This is a genomic window from Pricia sp. (genome assembly GCF_041745955.1).
Lineage (GTDB): Bacteria > Bacteroidota > Bacteroidia > Flavobacteriales > Flavobacteriaceae > Pricia.
Genome location: NZ_JBGTHY010000550.1, coordinates 1 through 17352, shown reverse-complemented (window position 1 = coordinate 17352; position 17352 = coordinate 1). Strand labels below are relative to the sequence as shown.

Here is a 17352-nt window from a genome sequence, read left to right as displayed (position 1 = left end):
GACAGCATCAAACAATGTCCCCTGCACCAAATTCTACAGGAAGATAATCATATTATCTTTGCCGCATGCAGCATTGAAAACCAAATCGTTGGAATTGCCCTGTTGGCAACCTACAAAGTTATTTCAGGCCACCGAGGAATGGTAGAGGATGTCGTGGTAGACACCGAACACCGAGCAAAAGGCATCGGGCGACTACTTATGGAAAAGCTTTTGGAAGAGGCCAAACATAAAAATTTGGACGGCGTTATCCTTTTTTCTGGTCATCATCGTGAGGTCGCCATTAATTTGTATAAAAGTCTAGGGTTTACCTTACGGGAAAGTGGGGTATATAATTTGAAGTTAAACTGAGCATCCCTTTTATCCATCCTTATACCTTTTTTACATTTTTTAATTGATCTTTCAATTCATTCATCGACTCTTGCAGTTGTCTGAGAAGCCCTTTTTCGGTAGTCGCATCCTCGCCAAAGGTAATTCTACTGCTGACCTGCCAGATTTCCTGAATTTGATAAGGTTTAATGTCATAAGGAGGATAGGTTTCGTTCAGGGAAACCAAAGTAATATTATTGGAATTGGGCCGCTTTTCGATTTTTTTCACCAAAACGGCATCCTCAAGAACCACGACATACATTTTGTTCGGACTTACATCATCTATATGCTCCACTGCCTTGGCCAAGACCCATTCCCCCGGCTTTAAATTGGGCAGCATACTGTCTCCTTCGACCTGAAATCCGCGATAGGTAGCATTTCTAAATTCGGGTATCGGTAAATCGAAGGCGGGCAACTGTTGATACCAACTGGTATCCTGTATATTTTGCGGATAACCGGCCGCTGCCTTTGCGTTCACTAACACCATATTCTCCCGATCGGCGGAATCGACGGTGATTACCTTGGGAATAACGCTGGTATTCGAAGTTTCAAGGTACTTGTTGTCGCTTTCCCCGAACAGCCAAAGCGGATTGATCTTGAATTGCTTCAAAAGTTCTACCACCACCTTACCGGATACTTTGGTACGACCCCTTTCAATATCCGCCGTGGTACTGGAAACACTCAACAATGCGGCGAATTCTGCCTGCGTATATTCCAAATCACGACGGATTTCGGCAAAGCGTTTTAATGTAATCTCGTTTTCCATAAGTTATTCCATTTTTAATAATTCTTGCGAACACACAAACTTTTTTTTCCTAAATCCTGAGCCGCCCCGAGCTTTATCGAAGAAAAGTTAGGAACCTCTTCGTTAGTCATTTCCCGATGTTATATAAGTAAAACCGGTTTCATTAAAATTTTTCAAAAACCAAAAAAATCCGTTTATCCCCAAACTCCTCCAAAGATACACTATTTGGAATATATCCAAAATTTTATTAGGATTATTTCCATAATTCGGATTTAATCCATAATTTTGGAATAATTACAAACAATGAATTATGTCATTCGAACGAATCAAGGAGAAATTGAACATACTCGCCGATGCGGCCAAATATGATGTCTCCTGTTCCAGCAGTGGTAGCAAGCGCGCCAATCTGAACAAAGGTTTAGGTGATAGCTCGGGCATGGGCATATGCCACAGCTATACCGAAGATGGGCGGTGCGTATCGCTCCTGAAAATCCTATTGACCAACTATTGCATTTTTGATTGCGCTTACTGTGTTACCCGAAAGAGCAACGACATTCAAAGAGCGGCCTTTAAAATTCAGGAGGTGGTTGATTTGACCATTAATTTTTACCGCCGTAATTATATTGAAGGACTTTTTTTGAGTTCCGGTATTTTTAAGAGCCCCGATTACACCATGGAACGTTTGATCGCCGTTGCCAAAAAATTGCGTACGGAAGAAAATTTTAATGGTTATATCCATCTGAAATCCATCCCCGGGGCTAGTGATGAATTGATGCGGGAAGCAGGATTGTATGCCGATCGGCTTTCTGTGAATATCGAGGTCCCGACCATATCCGGACTCAAATTATTGGCACCCGATAAAAAGCATGAAGATTTTATCAGGCCGATGCTCAAGGTCAAAAATGAAATCATACAATATAAAGAGGAAAAGAAAATCATAAAGAGTACCCCTAAATATGCGCCTGCCGGGCAAAGTACCCAAATGATTATTGGGGCAACCGGAGAGTCGGATAAGGATATAATGTATTCCGCCACCCACTATTATAAAAATTATAACATGAAGCGGGTCTACTATTCCGGTTACGTTCCGGTAGCCGAAGATAGCCGATTACCGGCCATAGGAACACAGGTGCCGATGCTCCGGGAAAACCGATTGTATCAAACGGACTGGCTCTTGCGTTTTTATGGCTTTGAAGTACAGGAAATTTTGACCAACGACCAGCCCAATCTCGATATGGACATCGACCCCAAATTAGGATGGGCATTACGCAACCTACAGCATTTTCCTATAGACATTAACAGGGCAGAAATGCAGATGTTGGCCAGAGTACCGGGTCTAGGTATGAAATCCGTACACAAAATTATTAGCTCAAGGCGATTTCGGAAGCTCAATTGGGAGCATCTAAAAAACATAGGTGTTGCCTTGAACCGGGCCAAATATTTTATCGTCTGCGATTCGAGTCATTGGGAACACCATGATATGGACGCCGATAAAATTAAAGGACGGATTTTACAGAATTCCTACGGAAAGTTCAGGAAGGAATATAGCTCAGAGCTTAGCCTGTTCAATTAAAAATCAGGTCGCGAAATACTAAAAATATTGTTGATCAGCGATATTAAAAACTCGAACATTACGCATCATCTCAAATTGGAACATTACGCAATATCTTAAATTAGAACCTTATGGAAAATGCAAAAACCCTTATCTATGATGGAAGTTTTAACGGCTTTCTCACCTCGATTTTCGTTGCTTTTGAGGAAAAGGCCCAAGTAGCCGATATTCAGAAAAACACAATCAGCCAAAACGGTCTTTTTTCAGAATCCGAAACCATTTTCACGCATGTTGAGAAAGCAAAACGTGTTTGGAACGGCATTCAAAAAAAGAACCATAACGCGATGAAGGATATTTATTTTGCCTATTTAAGCGAGACCAATGGTATAGAACTACTGCTCTATCGCTATATTCGAAAATTGTTTGCGGACCAAACATCTATACATTCTGATTATTCGGACGGCCTAGTGCTGAAAATAAGCCAATTGGCAAAATCAGTCGGCCGTGAAAAACATCGTATGGAAGCGTTTGTAAGGTTTCAACGTACACAAGATGATATCTATTTCGCCAATATAGAACCTGACTTCGATATTCTCCCCCTGATTTCGAAACATTTCCGTTCAAGATATGCAGACCAGCTATGGCTCATCTATGACATAAAGCGTCAATATGGAATCTTCTACGACCTCGAAAAGGTCGAAATAGTGTCGTTGGATTTGAACGAAATCCATGCCAACAGTATACACAAAAGTGACCGCTTCGTACAGGAGGAATATAGCTATCAAGATCTATGGAACAATTATTTTAAGAGCACCAATATTAAGTCGCGTATCAACATGAAACTGCACACCCAACATGTGCCCAAGCGTTATTGGAAGTATCTTTCAGAGAAAAGGGAGGCGGTTTAAGAATTTTCACAAGCTTTAGGAACAGTATTTTAAGTGATCGTTCGGATATGCGGCAGACAGTTTGGGGACTTTTGCCAGTAGATAGGAACGGGACTTTTGCCAGCGGTTGGAAGGTGAAGTTACGCGGGACAAATCATAAACAATTAAGCCAATCCCTACTTCTTAATTCGTCTTCAAAATTGTACCTTTGCCGCCTTGCTGTTAAAAAATGATAAAATACGAGGAAAATATCGAGGTTCAGGGTGCTCGCGTCCATAATCTCAAAAACATTGACGTTACCATCCCTAGGGAAAAATTGGTGGTAATTACCGGACTTTCGGGCAGTGGAAAATCATCCTTGGCTTTCGATACCATCTATGCCGAAGGACAGCGGCGCTATATCGAGACCTTTTCGGCCTATGCCCGACAATTTTTAGGCGGCTTGGAGCGGCCCGATGTGGACAAGATCGACGGTCTTTCCCCGGTTATTGCCATCGAGCAGAAAACCACTTCGAAATCCCCAAGGTCTACGGTCGGCACCATCACCGAAATCTATGATTTTTTACGTCTTTTGTTTGCCCGTGCCGGTTCGGCCTATAGCTACAATACCGGTGAAAAAATGGTTAGCTATAGTGACGAGCAGATCAAAGTCCTCATTAAGACCGACTACGATAGTAAAAAGATAAATATTCTGGCCCCGATCATTAAATCCAGAAAAGGCCATTATCGCGAACTGTTCCAACAAATCGGGAAGCAGGGTTTTGTCAAGGTAAGGGTCGACGGTAAAGTCCTTGATATTACCAAGGGCATGAAAGTGGACCGATACAAGACCCATGACATCGAAATCGTTATCGATAGATTGAAGGTCAACGATACAGAAGACCTCGACAAACGACTTTCCGAATCTATCAACACCGCCATGTACAGCGGTGATGACGTTTTAATGGTCTTGGAAGAAGGCGCCTCCGTAGCCCGTTATTTCAGTCGTGACCTAATGTGCCCCACGACGGGCATATCCTATCCCGTTCCCGAACCGAATACGTTTTCCTTTAACTCCCCAAAAGGTATGTGTTCCAACTGCAATGGTCTTGGCCATGTCTATGAGGTGAATGAAAATAAAATCTTTCCGAATAAAAAACTATCCATCAAATCCGGAGGTATTGCCCCATTAGGCGACTACAAAAAGTCATGGGCCTTCAAGCAAATCGAAACCATTGCCCAGCGCTATGACTTTAAGATTACCGATGCGATAGAGACCATTACTGATGAGGCCATGAACGTTTTGCTGCACGGCGGGCATGAAAGTTTCGAGGTCGATTCAAAAAGCTTGGGTGTAAAGCGGAACTATAAAATCGATTACGAAGGTATATCCCATTTTATCAAAAATCAATTTGAGGAAGCGGGTTCCACATCCATTAAACGATGGGCCAAGAGCTATATGGATAAGGTGATTTGCCCGACTTGCGATGGTACCCGATTGCGGGAAGAATCCCTCAATTTTAAGATAGACGAAAAGAACATCGCCGAATTGGCCCATCTGGATATTTCCGAACTGGCGGGCTTTTTTGAGGGATTGAACCAAAGATTGGAAGGTAACCAGCAAATTATTGCCGAAGAAATCATAAAGGAAATCAGCACCCGAATCCGATTTTTACTGGATGTAGGTCTGGATTATCTTTCCCTGAACCGCGGTTCTAAATCCCTATCCGGAGGCGAGGCCCAACGCATACGGCTGGCCACACAGATCGGCTCGCAGTTAGTGGGCGTCCTTTATGTTTTGGATGAGCCCAGTATCGGTCTCCATCAGCGGGACAATGACCGGTTGATAAAATCTCTGGAAGCCCTTCGGGATATCGGTAACTCCGTAATCGTCGTAGAACACGACCGCGATATGATCGAAAGGGCGGACCATGTCATCGATATCGGCCCCAGGGCGGGCAGGCATGGCGGTGAGATTATTTCCGAAGGACTTCCCAAAGACCTTAAGAACTTTCACACCCTGACCGCGGATTATATCACCGGGAGAAAGGAAATAGCCATACCCCAAAATCGCAGAAAGGGTAACGGTAAAAAAATAACCCTATCCGGTTGTACGGGCAACAACCTTAAAGACGTCACCATATCAATTCCCTTAGGGCAAATGATAGGGGTTACGGGCGTTTCGGGCAGTGGCAAATCCACTTTGATCAACGAGACCTTATACCCCATTATGAACGCCCACTATTTTAACGGGGTCAAAAAGCCGATGCCCTATAAAAAGATCAAGGGATTGGAACATATCGATAAGGTAATCGACATCAACCAATCCCCTATCGGACGTACCCCACGCTCCAATCCCGCAACCTATACTGGAGTTTTTAGTGAGATTCGGTCGCTTTTCGCCAAAACTCCCGAGGCCGCCATTCGCGGTTATAAACCGGGCCGTTTTAGTTTTAATGTGAAGGGCGGTCGCTGTGAAACCTGCGGAGGTGGTGGCGTACGCGTTATAGAAATGAACTTTTTGCCCGACGTTTATGTAGAATGCGAGACCTGTAACGGGAAACGCTTTAACCGTGAAACCCTGGAAATCAGGTATAAAGGGAAATCCATTGCCGATGTACTCGATATGACGATAAACGAAGCTGTCGATTTTTTTGAACTTATTCCCAAAATACATCGTAAGTTAAAGACGATACAAGACGTCGGATTGGGTTATATCACTTTAGGACAACAGTCCACTACCCTATCCGGGGGGGAGGCGCAACGCGTGAAATTGGCCACCGAACTATCGAAACTCAATACCGGAAATACTTTTTATATTTTGGACGAACCCACAACGGGACTCCATTTTGAGGATATCCGGGTACTCATGGAAGTTTTGAACCGTTTAGTGGACAAAGGAAATACCGTTCTGATTATCGAACACAATATGGATGTGATAAAAATGATGGATTATATCATCGATATCGGTTACGAAGGCGGTCGTGGAGGTGGCATGGTAGTAGCCAAAGGCACTCCCGAAACCGTGGCGAAAGACAAAAAAAGCTATACAGCGGAATATTTAAGGAAGGAATTGGCGTCAAAAAAACCAAAAATGGAACGTCAAGAAATCGGTGTATGAAGGTAAAAAAGCCATCCGTGGCGTCGCCACTGCCGTGATGGTTTTAAAAAAAATCATTAAAAAACCCATAAACAGCAAACGCCAAACCACAACGAATGCGAAAAGAACAACATCACAAAGGCTGGAACGAGATAAAGACCAACGATTCGTGGGCCATTTTTAAAATTATGGGCGAATTCGTCATGGGTTATGAAAAATTGGGCACAATAGGGCCCTGTGTCTCCGTTTTCGGGTCAGCCCGTACAAAACCCGGCGATACCTACTACGAACTGGCAGTCGCTATCGCACATAGTATTTCCGAAGCGGGCTACGGGGTAATCACTGGTGGCGGTCCCGGAATTATGGAGGCCGGAAACAAGGGGGCACATCTTGCCGGCGGAACATCCGTGGGACTTAATATCGATCTTCCGTTCGAACAGCATGATAATCCGTATATAGACAGCGACAAAAGCCTAGATTTTGATTATTTTTTTGTGAGAAAGGTGATGTTCGTCAAATATTCACAAGGTTTTGTCGTAATGCCCGGAGGTTTCGGTACTTTGGATGAACTTTTTGAGGCCATTACCCTGATACAAACCAATAAAATCGAAAAATTTCCCATTATCTTGGTCGTTTCCGATTTTTGGAACGGACTTATGGACTGGATAAAAAATACCATGCTCGAGGTTAAGAATATTAGCCCGCATGACCTTGACCTGATTCATATCGTAGATACCAAGGAAGAAGTCGTCGACATTATTGACTCATTTTATAAAGGACGTTCTTTGAGTCCTAATTTTTAATTCCCCTGTTTGAAACTAAAATCCCCCATACTGAAACTCCTTTTTATGAGCCTAATTTTTTCCGGTATGGGAAGAATGAGTGCCCAGCATGAAAACACCCTTACCGCAACACTAGATGGGCAAACCAAGGAAATAACCATCCAACAAGAATTCCTCTATAAAAATTCTTCGGCTTCGACCCTCGACGTGCTCTATTTCAACGATTGGGCCAATGCCTATGCCAGCAAGACTACCGGACTTGCGAAACGTTTTGCCGAGGAGTTCAAAAAAAGCCTACATCTGGCCAAAAATGACGAAAGGGGATACACCATTATAATGAGCGTTGTAGACGACGCCTATAGGGGACTGGAATGGGAACGGACCAAGGAAGAGGACATACTTAAAATTAAATTGAACGCTCCCTTACGCCCTGGTGAATCAACCCAACTTTTTCTTACCTATACCGTACAGCTTCCTGAAAACAAATTCACCCCTTACGGATACGGTAAAAACGACTCTTATTATCTAAAGGATTGGTATCTGACACCTGCAGTTTTTGATGATACCTGGCATCTATATTCCAATAAAAATCTGGAAGACCTATTCACGGGAATAACAAACACAACGATTAATTTTACATATCCTGACAGGCTATATTTAGCTTCGAACTATAGGGTCTTGGGCAATACGCATTTTCCAAACAGACAAATGGCCCAATTGCGTGGCGTCAATCAAAAGAATGGTGAACTAATTCTTACGCCCGAAAATCGTTTTACCACCCATGTCACACAAGAGATGACGGTAATTACGGATCTCGAGGCCTCTAAATACAGTGAACTCTCGCAAGGCCTGTCCATCAATCGCGTAACGGAATTTATCGAAGAACATCTGGGCAAATATCCTCACGAGCAGTTGCTGGTCAGTGAAATCGATTATGACAAAAATCAGTTGTACGGCCTCAATCAATTGCCTTCCTTTATCCGGCCCTATGAAGAACAGTTTCAGTTCGAGATGAAATTCTTAAAGACGGCACTGATCAATATTTTGGAAGAAACCCTGTACCTCGACCCGAGAAAAGACCAATGGCTCAACGACGCCATAGCGAACTATCTTATGATCGCCTACGTCGAAGAATACTATCCGGACCAAAAATTACTGGGCAAACTTTCAAAAATTTGGGGGATTCGCAGTTTTAATTTTGCCAAGATCGACTTTAACGAGCAGTATCCGCTTTTTTATATGCTAATGGCGCGGAGCAATATAGACCAATCCCTAAATACTCCGAACGATTCCCTGACCAAATTCAACCAAAAAATAGCGAACAAGTATAAAGCGGGACTCGGCCTATCTTATGTGGCAAGCTATATCGGAAAAGAAAAGGTTGATGAAAGCATAAAAACTTTTTACCAATATTACAACCTGAGCCGTGCCAAAATTCTGGATTTTGAGTCCATTTTAAAGCGCTCTACCGATATGGATATAAACTGGTTTTTTAGAGAGTATGTTTCCACGGACTGGAAGATTGATTTTAAGATAAAAAAAGTAGAGAAAACAAACGATTCGCTTAGGGTTACCCTGAAAAACAAATCAGGAACCAACGTGCCCATATCGCTGTTCGGGCTACGTAACGATTCCGTCGTATCAAAATATTGGTTTTCCGATATCAAGACCGAAAAAACGGTAACGATTCCCAAAAATGATGAGAAAAGGTTGGTATTGAACTATGACCAAAAAATACCGGAATTCAACCAACGTGACAACTGGAAATCATTGGGCGGTTTTTTATCCAGCAACAAGAAATTAAAGTTCACTTTTTTTAAGGATGTAGAAAATCCGTATTACAATCAGGTATTCTATGTACCGGTAATCAATTTTAACCTTTATGACGGATGGACCCCGGGCATGCGATTGTACAACAAGACGTTTTTGGAAAAGCCTTTTATATATGATGTTGAGCCCTCGTATTCGTTCCGTGAAAAGGCCCTTGTGGGTTCTGGTGGGCTGACCTATAGAAAGTACCTGAGCAAAAGCGGACTTTATGTAGCCAACTACCGCATAGGGGGTTCCACATATCATTTTCAGGAGAACTCCCGCTATACCACGATCACGCCTTCCATCAGTTTTGGTTGGCGGCCCGAAAATCTGATATCCAATAAGCGGGATTTTCTTTCTTTTCGATATGTGAACGTATTGAGGGACAAGGATGAAAGTTTGGGTGATTTCGAGACCCCACCCGACTACAGCGTCTTAAACGCTAGGTACACCAGTAGAAACCCGGGAATCATCAATTACCTCTCATGGTTCGGCGATGTACAGCACGCCAATGATTTCACGAAATTGGCCTTTGAGCTCGAATACCGAAAATTGTTCGAAAGCAACCGACAATTTAATTTCCGCTTTTTTGCCGGTAAGTTTTTACGTAACAAGACTACCGATTATACCGACCCCAATTACTTCAGTTTTGCCCTAGATCGGCCTACGGACTACCTCTTCGATTATGGCTATTTGGGCCGTTCTGAGGATTCTGGTATCTATAGCCAACAGATTATTATTGCCGAAGGCGGTTTCAAATCCTTTTTACCGAATCGCTACCGATTTGCCAACGATTGGTTGGCCACCGTGAACACCAGCGTAAACCTTTGGCAATGGATCGAAGTATATGGCGATGCCGGCTTTGTCAAGAACAATGGGGTCAGCGGTAAGTTCGTATACGATTCCGGATTTCGCCTAAACCTCCTGACCGACTACTTCGAACTATACTTTCCCGTATATTCCAATAATGGATGGGAAGTTTCCCAACCAAATTATGGCGAGAAAATCCGTTTTATTATTACCGTAAGTCCCAAAACCCTGATCGGGCTGTTTACGAGGCAGTGGTTTTAAATTGGCAATTAGCCTTTTCCTATCAAATTCTTAAAACGTATTGTTTTTCGGAAGGATTTTTAACAATCCCCTACTCCAATTCCTTGTTTTATAATTATTTTTAAATCGTCCTTTTATTTTTTTGGATTGTTTAACTCCCTTTGTTTTGATATTTTTGTAACAGTTCAAACATACTTAATGGATCTATCGCCTCAAACAAGTAACGACATCTCTTTTGACGACTTCAAGAAACAGATCTTGGAAGATTACAAAATAGCGGTACTTAGCAGAACCTGCAGTTTGATGGGTAGAAAAGAAGTGCTGACCGGAAAGGCAAAGTTCGGTATTTTCGGCGATGGAAAGGAACTTCCACAATTGGCAATGGCACGTTCTTTTAAAAATGGGGACTTCCGTAGTGGATATTATAGGGACCAGACCTTTATGATGGCCTTAGATCTTTTGAAGCCCAAAGATCTTTTCCATGCCCTTTACGCTACCACCGATATTGAAAAAGAGCCGATGAGCGCAGGTCGTCAGATGGTCGGGCATTTTCTAACCTATAGCTTAAACGAAGATGGCAGTTGGCGCGATTTGACCCAACAGAAAAACAGCAGTGCCGATATTTCTTGTACGGCAGGCCAGATGCCAAGGTTATTAGGTCTTGCGCAGGCCTCAAAAATATATCGAAACCTAAAAAATATCGATGCCTCGAAATTCTCCAAAAACGGTAACGAAGTAGCTTGGGGCACCATTGGCAACGCCAGTACCAGCGAGGGCATGTTCTTGGAAACTGTCAATGCCGGCGGAGTATTGCAAGTACCCATGGTCATTAGTATTTGGGACGATGATTACGGTATCTCCGTACCTCCGGAATACCATGCTACAAAAGAGGATATTTCGGAAATGCTCAGCGGTTTTCAACGCAGCGACGACCAAGAGGGCTATGAAATGTTCAAAGTAAAGGGCTGGGACTATACTGCTTTAATGCATACCTACGAAAATGCCTCCGACATCGCACGGGAAGAACACGTGCCCGTAGTCATACATGTTACCGAACTGACGCAGCCCCAAGGGCACTCCTCTTCGGGTTCCCACGAGCGCTACAAAAGTCAAGAACGGCTGCAATGGGAAAAAGAACACGATTGCAACAAAAAATTCCGGGAATGGATCTTGGAGACCGGCATTACGACCGAAGAAGAACTGAAATCCATCGAAAAGTCGATTTCAAAAGAAGTCCGGAGTGCCAAAAAAGAAGCTTGGGCGGAATATCTGGCCCCACACAAAACCTTAAAAAAGACGTTAACGAATCTGTTGGATAAAGTCGCCGCCAAAAGCCAGAACAAAAGTTTTATCACAAAGTTGAAAAATGATTTGATTGCCATCGAAGAACCTATAAAGAAAGAGCTGGCGGTCAGTGCGCGAAAAGCTTTCAGGTTTCTATTAGGAGAAGATTTTCAAGAAAAGAAAGAATTGCTAGAATGGACCAATACTTTTTTGGCGGACACACAACCCATGTACAGCAAAAATCTGTACAGCGAAAGACCGAACAGGGCGACCAATATACCAGAAGTAAAACCGGTCTATCCTGAAAATCCCGAAAAAGTAGACGGTCGTATCATCATAAGGGACAATTTCGACAAATTGTTTGAAAAATATCCGAATACCTTGATTTTCGGGGAAGATACAGGTGCCATCGGCGACGTAAACCAAGGGCTTGAGGGACTTCAAAAAAAATACGGGAAGATGCGTGTCGCAGATACCGGAATTCGCGAAACCAGTATTATCGGCCAAGGTACCGGAATGGCCCTTCGGGGATTAAGGCCCATCGCCGAAATCCAGTATCTGGATTATATTTTCTATGCCCTCGCTACCTTGACCGACGACGTTGCCTGTCTGCGTTATCGCACCTTCGGTAAGCAGAAAGTGCCACTAATCGTCCGCACTAGAGGTCACCGGCTCGAAGGTATCTGGCATTCCGGATCACCGATGGGCGCTTTGATACATTCCCTTCGCGGCATGTATATACTTTCGCCTAGGAATATGACACAAGCGGCCGGTTTCTACAATACACTGCTCAAAAGTGATGAACCGGCATTGGTTGTTGAAAGCCTGAACGGTTATCGTCTAAAGGAAGACCGCCCCACTAATTTAGGCGAACTTTGTACCCCTATCGGGGTCGTAGAAACGATAAAGGAAGGTAGGGATATCACCTTGGTTTCCTATGGATCGACCCTGCGTATTGTTGCCCAAGCGGTCGATGAACTGAAAGAGGTCGGTATCGATGCCGAAATAATCGATGCACAGACCTTATTGCCTTTTGACATCCGTCACGACACTTTGAAAAGCGTAAAAAAAACCAATCGGCTCTTGGTTATCGACGAAGACGTTCCCGGGGGATGTTCCGCTTATATTCTCAGTGAAATCCTAGAAATACAAGGCGCGTATCAATTTCTTGACAGTGCCCCACAAACGCTGAGCGCCAAGGCACATCGGCCAGCTTATGGCACCGACGGCGACTATTTCTCCAAGCCCAATGCCGAGGACGTGTTCGAAAGGGTGTATGCGATTATGCACGAAAGTGATCCCGAAAATTTTCCCCAGTTACGATAGTTGATAAAAATATCAAAAATAATAACGATTTTAAGCCGAAAAACGCATGCAAAATAAACTTTTAAACGATGTTGGACTGGCCATTCTTCGGATTGCACCCTCCGCCATGATTCTTACCCACGGTATTCCGAAATTTCAAAAAATTATTAACGGGAATCTCGAATTCGGTGATCCTTTGGGTATCGGGGCCGCGCCCTCGCTTTTTCTTGCAGTTATCGGCGAGGTTATCTGTCCGATATTGATAATCATTGGCTTTAAGACCCGTTGGATGGCAGTACCACCTGCGATCACCATGGCCGTTGCCGCCTTCATACACCATGCCTCGGATGATTTTGGAACCAAGGAAAAGGCGTTTTTGTACTTGGCCTTATTTATTGTCATTATTCTACTGGGTCCTGGAAGATATAGTATGGATAGGAAATAGATATTCTCTTTCCCTAATAATAAAACTAAACTCGAAATAGGATAATAGTACGTCAGGTACCTTTGAATTTTAAGGTGGAAAGTAAACTACTTCGGAGCAATTTGAACCTAAATCGGATACTAGACTAGATGAATATTAAATGATTTTCACCAAAAGCTCCTTCAACAAGTCGGATTGTGAAGCGGCATTCGCTCCGACCCCTTTTCCTTTCATATCCATTACCCGCAAGTGCGAGACAATTCCGCTTACCCGTTTCATAGGATAGTTTCGGGCAGCGAGCTGGATTTCGTCCACAAAATATGGATTGATCCGTAGCGCACTCGCCACACTTTTGGGCGAATGATCGTTTAAACCGTGGTATTGCAACAATTGTGTGAAAAAACTGTTCAACAGCGTTACCGTCAGTACAAAGGGATTGTCTTTCGGGTTTTGTGCAAAGTAGTTGATAATTCGGGTCGCCTTGACCACGTCGCGCTCCCCGATGGCCTTTTTCAGTTCGAAATTATTGTAGTCTTTGCTGATACCGATATGGGTTTCGATATCCTCGGGCGTAATCTCCGTTTTTTTGGCCAGTACGAACTGAAGCTTTTCGAGTTCATTGTTGATACGGCTCAGGTCGTTGCCCAAATATTCCGATAGCAATATGGACGCCTTGTGTGAGATACTGTATCCCTTGGCCTGTAGATGTTTACGGATCCATTCCGGCACCCGGTCATCATATAGTTTTTTACTCTCAAAAATAACCCCTTTGGCTTTGACCGTTTTATACAGTTTCTTTCGCTTGTCGATCTTTTTATACTTGTAGCAGATCACAAGTACCGTCGTAGTTTGCGGATTTTCGGCGTACTTCACCAATTGTTCGATAGTTCGGTAAAGTTCTTGGGCCTCCTTTACGATCACCACCTGCCTTTCGGCCATCATCGGATATCTTTTGGCGTTCGCGACGATATCGTCAATGGTAACGTCCTTACCGTAAAGCACCATTTGGTTGAATTCCTTTTCCTCCTCCTGAAGCACGTTCTTTTCAATGTAGGTGGCGATGGCATCGATATAATACGGCTCCTCCCCGAAAAGGAGGTAAAAGGGCTTGATTTTCCCCAACTTGATATCGGCAACTATCTTTTTTGCTTCGTCCATCCCAAAAAAATCATCAAATTTGTGCCATGCGACCGCTCAATTTCCCGGCTTATGGTTTTCGTCTCAAAAATAGCGAAAATAATATCCATATTTTTGATGCCATCCGTAAAAAGTTCGTGGTTTTACAGCCCGAGGAATGGGTACGCCAGCATGTCGTTAATTATCTGATGATCGATAAAAAATATCCCATGAGCCTTATTAACGTAGAGAAACAATTAACCATCAACCGAATGCGAAAACGCTATGACGTAGTGGTTTTCAAGCCCGATGGCCATATTGATATCCTAGTGGAATGCAAAGGCCCAAAAATAGAGATTACACAGCAGACCTTCGATCAGATAGCCAGGTACAATCTTCAACTTCAAGCCAATTATCTAATGGTGACCAATGGATTGGAACACTATTATTGTAAAATGGATTTCGATGCCGAAAAATATAGCTTTCTTACCGATATTCCTGATTTTAGCCGTTAATTTGCCATTGTTTTGCGCATCGCCATCGCCATACTCAACTGGAACGGAGAGGTACTTCTTGAAAGATACCTCGCTTCGGTGGTACGTTATTCCGAAGGGGCGGATATTTATGTAATCGACAATGCATCCACGGATGGTTCCGTAGCTTTTGTAAAAAGCAATTATCCTCAGGTACAAATCATCCAAAATACAGAAAATGGTGGGTTTTCGCGCGGATATAATGAAGGACTTAAAGATGTGGACGCCGATATTTTCTGCTTGTTGAATTCAGATGTTGAAGTCACCGAAGGCTGGTTGCCCCCGATTATAGCCGCCTTTACGCAACTACCGGAAGTGTCCATCATCCAGCCTAAAATATTGGACTTGATGCGCAAGGATCACTTTGAATATGCCGGTGCGGGCGGCGGGTTTATAGACCAGCTCGGTTACCCATTCTGTAGGGGCCGTATTTTTCAATCCCTGGAAAAGGATACCGGACAGTACGACGATACCCGTGAAATATTCTGGGCCACCGGTGCCTGTATGTTCATAAAAAGCAAGCTATACTGGGAGCTGGAGGGATTTGATGAAGACTACTTTGCTCATCAAGAAGAGGTAGATCTTTGCTGGCGGGCCAAAAACGATGGCCATACCGTTTTTTATGTGGGCAAATCCAAGGTGTATCATTTGGGAGGTTCTACCCTGAGCAACATGAATCCCAAAAAAACCTATCTCAATTTTAGGAACTCCCTATTTTCCATTACCAAAAACCTTCCTCGTCGGAAAGCTCTGGCCATTATCGTTTTTCGACTATTGCTTGACGGAATTGCCGCATTACGCTTTATTTTACAGTTCAAATTCAAGCATTGTTTTGCGATTCTCCGGGCACACCTTAGCTTTTACAGGCAGTTCCACAAAATGTACCACAAGAGAGAAAAAGCGAATTTTATTGTAAAGTATTACCTTACAAAGTCCATTGTATGGTCTCACTTCGTAGATGGTATCAATAAATTCGGTGTATTAATAAAAGATTAACTAATTTTGCCACGGCGAAAATGGACTATTGCCTAATTTTGGCACTTATTTTGAACAATCAAATCGAATCAAAACCTAATCTATTAATATCAAGTAATCCAAAATTATGAAAAAAATCATTTTAGGCTGTTTAGGAGCGACCTTATTGCTATCTTCTTGTGTATCGAACAAAAAATACGGCGAACTTGAGGCCAAACAAAAAGAAACCCAGGATCTTTTGAATTCCGCGACGGTAAAATTGAACGATTGTCTAGAGGAAAAGGCAACGAATGCCTCTAAATTGAAGACCCTACAAGATCAAAATTCATTCTTACAGGCCAACAATCAGGAATTGATCAATAATATGGGCAATATGACCACGCTTACCTCAAAGGGTGCCGAGAATCTTGAAAAATCCTTGGAAAGTCTCAAGGAAAAAGATTTAACCATACGAAAATTGCAGGATGCGATTACACGTAGGGATTCGGTGAATCTTTCGTTAGTACAAAGTTTGAAAGGTGTATTGGGTAATTTGGATGACGAGGATATCCAGATCAGCGTTGAAAAAGGTGTTGTTTTCGTATCGATTTCGGATAAATTATTGTTCAGCAGCGGAAGCTACAACGTGACCAACCGTGCCAAGGAAATTTTGGGCAAGGTTGCCAAAGTGGTCAACAACAAACCTGATTTCGAGTTTATGGTCGAAGGCCATACCGACGACGTACCCTACAGAGGTGGAAGTGGCGTACTAATGGACAACTGGGATTTGAGTGTCAAAAGAGCCACCTCGGTTGTACGTATACTGCAGAAAGATTTCAATGTAGATCCGAAGCGTATGACCGCTGCCGGCAGGTCGGAATACATTCCCCTTTCCATGACCGAAAAATCGAAAAACAGAAGAACCCGTATCGTGGTACTTCCGAAAATCGATCAGTTTTACAGTATGATCGAAGAGGGTATGGATGATCCGGCAATCAACAACTAAGCCGAATCACATAAAATAAACAAACCGCAGCTTTTTTACGCTGCGGTTTTTTTGTTGGGTAGACCTAAAAGGTGTTGCGCTGAGCTTGGTCGAAGGCTGTTCCCGACAGTAGGGAGGTTCCCTTCAGGTCAGGCAAAAAAACTTGCAGGTCGATTAATTGAAAATATCCAGATTCCCTTTTCCCTCACGTAAAATTATAGGTTCGTTGCCGGACAGATCGATTACCGTCGACGCCATATTATCGCCATAGCCACCGTCGATGACTACATCGACGAGCTTATGCCATTTTTCAAAGATCAGTTCGGGGTCGGTAGTGTATTCCAAAAGCTCGTCTTCATCATAAATTGAAGTAGAAACTATGGGATTTCCAAGACTTTCGACAAGCGCTTTGGCTATATTATTGTCAGGCACGCGAATACCGACCGTTTTTTTCTTTTTAAAATCCTTGGGCAAATTA

14 protein-coding genes are annotated in these 17352 nt (G+C 43.2%); 11 read left to right on the top strand and 3 right to left on the bottom strand.

Annotated features, from left to right (window positions below):
* A partial coding sequence (locus tag ACEW8S_RS19845) for an N-acetyltransferase family protein (protein WP_373519845.1) occupies positions 1-348 on the top strand: 348 nt, incomplete at its 5' end.
* 19 nt (positions 349-367) lie between these two features.
* Here ACEW8S_RS19845 and ACEW8S_RS19840 read toward each other — a convergent pair.
* On the bottom strand, positions 368-1132 hold the full coding sequence (locus tag ACEW8S_RS19840) for an XRE family transcriptional regulator (protein WP_373519844.1): 765 nt from the start codon (positions 1130-1132) through the stop codon (positions 368-370).
* Between the two features lie 289 nt (positions 1133-1421).
* Between ACEW8S_RS19840 and ACEW8S_RS19835 the strand changes: the two genes are divergently transcribed.
* From ACEW8S_RS19835 to ACEW8S_RS19805, 7 genes are all read left to right on the top strand, one after another.
* On the top strand, positions 1422-2684 hold the full coding sequence (locus tag ACEW8S_RS19835) for a putative DNA modification/repair radical SAM protein (protein WP_373519843.1): 1263 nt from the start codon (positions 1422-1424) through the stop codon (positions 2682-2684).
* 110 nt (positions 2685-2794) lie between these two features.
* Entirely contained in the window at positions 2795-3571 is a 777-nt protein-coding gene (locus ACEW8S_RS19830) for a TIGR03915 family putative DNA repair protein (protein ID WP_373519842.1), read from the top strand.
* A gap of 208 nt (positions 3572-3779) precedes the next feature.
* Positions 3780-6650: an excinuclease ABC subunit UvrA gene (gene uvrA / locus ACEW8S_RS19825; RefSeq protein ID WP_373519841.1), complete on the top strand. Its 2871-nt coding sequence runs from the start codon at positions 3780-3782 to the stop codon at positions 6648-6650.
* A gap of 95 nt (positions 6651-6745) precedes the next feature.
* Positions 6746-7432 carry a TIGR00730 family Rossman fold protein gene (locus ACEW8S_RS19820; RefSeq protein WP_373519840.1) on the top strand — a complete coding sequence of 229 codons (687 nt, stop codon included), beginning with the start codon at positions 6746-6748 and terminating at the stop codon, positions 7430-7432.
* A 45-nt stretch (positions 7433-7477) separates the two neighbouring features.
* Positions 7478-10294 (top strand): metalloprotease, encoded by a 2817-nt coding sequence (locus ACEW8S_RS19815; protein ID WP_373519839.1) that lies wholly within the window; start codon positions 7478-7480, stop codon positions 10292-10294.
* A gap of 177 nt (positions 10295-10471) precedes the next feature.
* Positions 10472-12883, top strand: coding sequence for a thiamine pyrophosphate-dependent enzyme (locus tag ACEW8S_RS19810; protein WP_373519838.1), 2412 nt, complete (start codon positions 10472-10474; stop codon positions 12881-12883).
* Between the two features lie 46 nt (positions 12884-12929).
* Entirely contained in the window at positions 12930-13307 is a 378-nt protein-coding gene (locus ACEW8S_RS19805; RefSeq protein WP_373519837.1) for a DoxX family protein, read from the top strand.
* Between the two features lie 135 nt (positions 13308-13442).
* Here ACEW8S_RS19805 and holA read toward each other — a convergent pair whose 3' ends face one another.
* Positions 13443-14444, bottom strand: coding sequence for a DNA polymerase III subunit delta (gene holA, locus ACEW8S_RS19800; RefSeq protein ID WP_373519836.1), 1002 nt, complete (start codon positions 14442-14444; stop codon positions 13443-13445).
* Positions 14445-14470: 26 nt separating this feature from the next.
* On the opposite strand from holA, the gene ACEW8S_RS19795 reads away from it, so the two are divergent.
* The 3 genes from ACEW8S_RS19795 (at position 14471) to ACEW8S_RS19785 (ending at position 16895) form a co-directional block, all read left to right on the top strand.
* Positions 14471-14917 (top strand): type I restriction enzyme HsdR N-terminal domain-containing protein, encoded by a 447-nt coding sequence (locus tag ACEW8S_RS19795; protein WP_373519835.1) that lies wholly within the window; start codon positions 14471-14473, stop codon positions 14915-14917.
* Between the two features lie 12 nt (positions 14918-14929).
* Positions 14930-15931, top strand: coding sequence for a glycosyltransferase family 2 protein (locus tag ACEW8S_RS19790; protein ID WP_373519834.1), 1002 nt, complete (start codon positions 14930-14932; stop codon positions 15929-15931).
* Between the two features lie 106 nt (positions 15932-16037).
* Positions 16038-16895 (top strand): flagellar motor protein MotB, encoded by an 858-nt coding sequence (locus tag ACEW8S_RS19785; RefSeq protein ID WP_373519833.1) that lies wholly within the window; start codon positions 16038-16040, stop codon positions 16893-16895.
* 153 nt (positions 16896-17048) lie between these two features.
* Here ACEW8S_RS19785 and ACEW8S_RS19780 read toward each other — a convergent pair.
* On the bottom strand, positions 17049-17352 hold a 304-nt coding region (locus ACEW8S_RS19780), incomplete at its 5' end, for an L-threonylcarbamoyladenylate synthase (RefSeq protein WP_373519832.1).